Origin of the sequence: Pseudonocardia sp. McavD-2-B (assembly GCF_024124365.1) — a bacterium.
GTDB lineage: Bacteria > Actinomycetota > Actinomycetes > Mycobacteriales > Pseudonocardiaceae > Pseudonocardia > Pseudonocardia alni.
In genome coordinates this window covers 1-3,906 of sequence record NZ_JAMXSG010000398.1, presented here as the reverse complement: position 1 = coordinate 3,906, position 3,906 = coordinate 1, and the positions used below count along the sequence as shown (strand labels likewise).

Annotated in this window: 4 protein-coding genes and 1 pseudogene; 3 read left to right on the top strand and 2 right to left on the bottom strand. The window is 77.1% G+C overall.

Translation table 11 applies throughout. The features are described 5' to 3' along the window. Nucleotides 1-460: pseudogene (locus NH602_RS29105) on the bottom strand (hypothetical protein); the annotation flags it as partial. Between the two features lie 143 nt (nucleotides 461-603). Between NH602_RS29105 and NH602_RS29100 the strand changes: the two are divergent. Both NH602_RS29100 and NH602_RS29095 read left to right on the top strand, forming a co-directional pair. Further along, nucleotides 604-1,755 carry a sensor histidine kinase gene (locus NH602_RS29100; protein WP_253069477.1) on the top strand — a complete coding sequence of 384 codons (1,152 nt, stop codon included), beginning with the start codon at nucleotides 604-606 and terminating at the stop codon, nucleotides 1,753-1,755. After that, the gene (locus NH602_RS29095; protein WP_308292893.1) at nucleotides 1,752-2,426 is read left to right on the top strand and encodes a response regulator transcription factor; all 675 of its coding nucleotides are present in this window, start codon (nucleotides 1,752-1,754) and stop codon (nucleotides 2,424-2,426) included. The genes NH602_RS29100 and NH602_RS29095 overlap by 4 nt, the downstream gene beginning before the upstream one ends. A 7-nt stretch (nucleotides 2,427-2,433) precedes the next feature. Here the strand turns inward: NH602_RS29095 and NH602_RS29090 are convergent, their stop codons facing one another. Further along, nucleotides 2,434-3,228, bottom strand: coding sequence for a potassium channel family protein (locus tag NH602_RS29090; RefSeq protein ID WP_253069476.1), 795 nt, complete (start codon nucleotides 3,226-3,228; stop codon nucleotides 2,434-2,436). Between the two features lie 112 nt (nucleotides 3,229-3,340). Between NH602_RS29090 and NH602_RS29085 the strand changes: the two genes are divergently transcribed. Then, a partial coding sequence (locus tag NH602_RS29085) for a LysR substrate-binding domain-containing protein (RefSeq protein WP_253069475.1) occupies nucleotides 3,341-3,906 on the top strand: 566 nt, incomplete at its 3' end.

Genomic DNA, 3,906 nt, shown 5'->3' with positions numbered 1-3,906 from the left:
CGGCCGTGGCGCGCTCGGCCTCGGTGCGGCAGCGCACCGCCGACGAGGCGCCGACGCCGCGCGGGTCCATCGCGACGACGTCGAAGCGCGCCAGCACCTCCGGCCCGAAGGTGCCCGGCGACCCCGGGGTGGTGGGCATCGCGCGCAGTGTGTCGGTCGCGGCGACCCCGGGCCCGCCCGGGTTGAACAACAGGGTGCCGATCCGGCGCTGGGGGTCGGTGGCACGGTGCCGCATCACCGCGAGGGCGACCCGGGGGCCGTCGGGATCGGTGTACTCCTGGGGGACCTCGAGGGTGCCGCACTCCAGGCCTGGACCGCACCCGGTCCAGGGGACCGGGTCGGGCGGCGGAACCGCGGGCGCGGACGGCACGGCGGGTGCGGCGGCGCAGCCGGTCAGGGTCACGGCGACGACGGCCGCGAGGACGGCGAGCGGCCGGAGGAGTCGGTGCAGGGCGTGCATGCGGTGGAGTCTCGGGTGGCCGTCCGGCCGTCCGGATCCGTCCGGGGGAGAGTTCTGCCCGGCCGGGGTCCGTCCGAAGGATGAGCGCGGCCGGGTCGTGGGACGGAGGCGTCCGCGCCGGTACGGGCCCTAGCCTCGGCGCCATGACCGATGTCGCGGCGTACCGGCGGTGGGTCGTCGACGGCCTGGTGGTCGTGGTGACGGCCCTGATCGGGCTGCTCATGGCCCGGTTGCGGGTGGTGTCGTCGCCGGGCGGGCCCGAGGTGCTGCTGGGTGTCGACGTCGCGGCAGGGATGCTGGCCTGCGTCGCGCTCTGGTGGCGGCGCCGGTACCCGCTGCCGGTGGCCGTGGGCGTCGTCGTGCTGTGCACGTTCTCCGAGGTCGCCTCGGTCCCGGGGCTGGTCGCGCTGTTCGCGGTCGCCGCCCGCTGCCCGGCCCGGGTCTCGGCCGCGGTGTTCCTGGGCAGCGTCGCGTCGTTCGCGGTGTACTACTCCTGGCGGCCCGCGCCGGAGGCCCCGTTGTGGCTGCTGGTCGGGGCGTTGGTGGCGGGACACGCGGCGGTGTTCGGCTGGGGGCTGCTCGTGCGCAGCCGCCGGCTGCTGGTCGAGTCGCTGCGCGAACGGGCCGCGATGGCCGAGTCCGCCGCGGCGCTGCGGGCCGAGCGCACCGCGCACGAGGCGCGGGAGGCGCTGGCCCGGGAGATGCACGACGTGCTCGGGCATCGGCTGTCGCTGCTCAGCGTGCACGCGGGGGCGCTGGCGTTCCACCGCGACGCGCCGGCGGAGGAGACCGCGCGGGCCGCCGAGGTCGTGCGGGAGAACGCCCACCGCGCCCTGCAGGACCTGCGGGAGGTCATCGGGGTGCTCCGGGCGCCGGTGGGGGAGCTGCCGCTGCCCGGGATCACCGACGTCGGGGAGCTGCTCGAGGAGACCCGCCGGACCGGGACCGCGGTCGTCCTGCACGACGGGCCCGGCGTGACCACCGGGGAACACCCGGTGCCCGAGACCGCGGGGCGCACCGCCTACCGGCTGGTGCAGGAGGCCCTCACCAACGCGCGCACGTACGCGCCGGGTGCCCCGGTCACGGTGACGGTGACCGGCGGGGCCGGAGACGGGCTCGTCGTCGAGGTGGCGAACCCGGCACCGGCCCGGTCCGCCCGCGCCGACCGGCCGGCGGCCGGGCAGGGGCTGCGGGGGCTGGCCGAGCGGGCGACGCTCGTCGGGGGCCGGCTGGACCACGGCCCGACCCCGGACGGCGGGTGGCGGACCGGGATGCGGCTACCGTGGCCGTCGTGACCGCCTCCGACCCCGTCGCGGTGCTCATCGTCGACGACGACCCGGTCGTCCGCTTCGGACTGTCGATGATGCTGCGCGGCGCCGACGGCCTGACCGTGGTCGCCGAGGCCGGGGACGGTGCCGAGGGGGTCGCGCTGGCCGAGCGGCACCGGCCCGACGTCGTGCTGATGGACATCCGGATGCCGGGCACCGACGGGCTCACCGCCACCGAGACGCTGCGCCGCCGCCCCGGCGCGCCGCAGGTCGTCGTGCTCACCACCTTCGACGCCGACGCCCACGTGCTGCGCGCGCTGCGGGCCGGCGCCGCCGGGTTCCTGCTGAAGGACACCCCGCCCGACGAACTCGTGCTCGCCGTCCGGCACGCCGCCGCGGGCCGTCCGGTGCTCTCGCCGGAGGTGACCCGCCGGCTCATCGACCGGGTCGCCGAGACCGACCGGGACAGCACCCGGGCCGCGGCCCGGCGACGGCTGGAGCGCCTCGCCGAGCGGGAGCGCACCATCGCCCTCGATCTCGGCGCGGGCCGGTCCAACGCCGAGATCGCCGCCCGTCACCACATCGGTGTGGCGACGGTGAAGACCCATGTCTCGGCGATCCTGACCAAGCTGGACCTGAACAACCGGGTCCAGGTGGCGCTGCTGGTGCACGACGCCGGGTTGTCCCCGCCGGTCTGACGCGGCGTCAGCCGGGCGGCTGCCCGGGGGCCTCCTCCAGCTCGTCGAGGCGGGAGCGCAGCCGACGGAGCTCGGCGAGGAGTTCGGCCCAGGTGGCCGGGTCGGGGGCGCCCGGCCCGGCGGGATCGGGCTCGTCGTGGCGGGCGGCCTCCGTACGGGACCGCTCGATCTGCTCGGTGAACCAGCTGGCGATGGTCGCGGTCACGGTGCCCAGCACGGCGATCCCGGCGATCATCAGGCCGGCCGCGACGAGCCTGCCCTCGGTCGTCACCGGGTAGCGGTCGCCGTAGCCGACGGTCGTGATCGTGGTCAGGACCCACCACAGGGCGTCGGCGAAGGTCGTGATCGTTGCGTCGGGCACGTCGCGTTCGGCCTCGTAGACGCCGAGCGCCGCGACGAACCCCAGCAGCGACACGGTGACGACGAGGTAGGCGCTCACCCGGCCGCGCAGGTCGTCCCGCAGCGTCCGGGTCAGCACCGACACCGCGCCGACGAGCCGGACCAGGCGCAGGAACCGCAGGAACGGGGCGAGCAGGACCAGGACGTCGAGCGGGTTGTCGAGCAGGAACCGCCACCGGTCGCGGGCCAGCGACAGCCGGACCGCGACGTCGGCGACGAACACCGCCCAGAGCACCCACAGGAGGGTCTCCAGGGTCCGCCACGCCGGCGACCCGGTGCGGGTCAGCAGCACCTCGCAGGCGTACAGCAGCAGGAACCCGGCGGAGAGCACCGTCAGACCGACATCGGTCCGTGCTTCCCACGCCCGCAGGCGCGGTTCCGGTCCGGGCGCGGCACGTGTCATGGGCGGAGACTACGAGGCCGGGACACCGCGGGGCGGTCCGAACCGGAACGCCGGGTGCGACCGCCCGCGGGTCGCGCGGGCGGCGAACCCGTCCAGGAGGCTCGACGTCGCCGTGCTGGGGTTTCCGCACGCCCCGCCCGACGACCTCGACGGACGGGTGCTGGTCGAGTCCCCACTGGTCGCGGCGGTGGCGGCGGACGACCCGTTCGCCGGTCGGGCCGCGGTGACCCTGGACGAGCTCGCGGCCCGGGCGCTGATCTGCCTGCCCCGCGGGCACGGCCTGCGCGCCGCGCTGGACGCGGCACTGGCGGCCCGGTCGCTCACCGCCCGGGTGGGGTTCGAGTCCGGCGCGATGACGCTGCTGCTGCGCCTGGCCGCGCGCGGGGCGGGGGTGGCGGTGGTCCCGGAACCCGCGCTCGGCGCGGCCGGGATGGCGGCCCTGGCCCGGCCGCCGGTCGCGGTGCCGATCACCCCGGAGATCCGGACGCGGCTGCACCTGGTCTTGCGCTCGGGCGGGCCCGGCGGACCGGCGGCGCAGGCGCTGCTGGAGTCCCTGCTCCGGTGGCGCCCGGCGCGGGGATCAGCGGGGGACCGACACCAGGACCCGGACGGCCTCGGCGACCGCGGCGCGCCGCGCGACCCGCACCGCGGTGGCGATGGGGCGGAGCGCGTCGGAGC

Coding starts and splice junctions, on each gene's coding strand:
- NH602_RS29090 (WP_253069476.1), bottom strand. CDS start 3,228: ATGACACGTGCCGCGCCCGGACCGGAACCGCGCCTGCGGGCGTGGGAA.
- NH602_RS29100 (WP_253069477.1), top strand. CDS start 604: ATGACCGATGTCGCGGCGTACCGGCGGTGGGTCGTCGACGGCCTGGTG.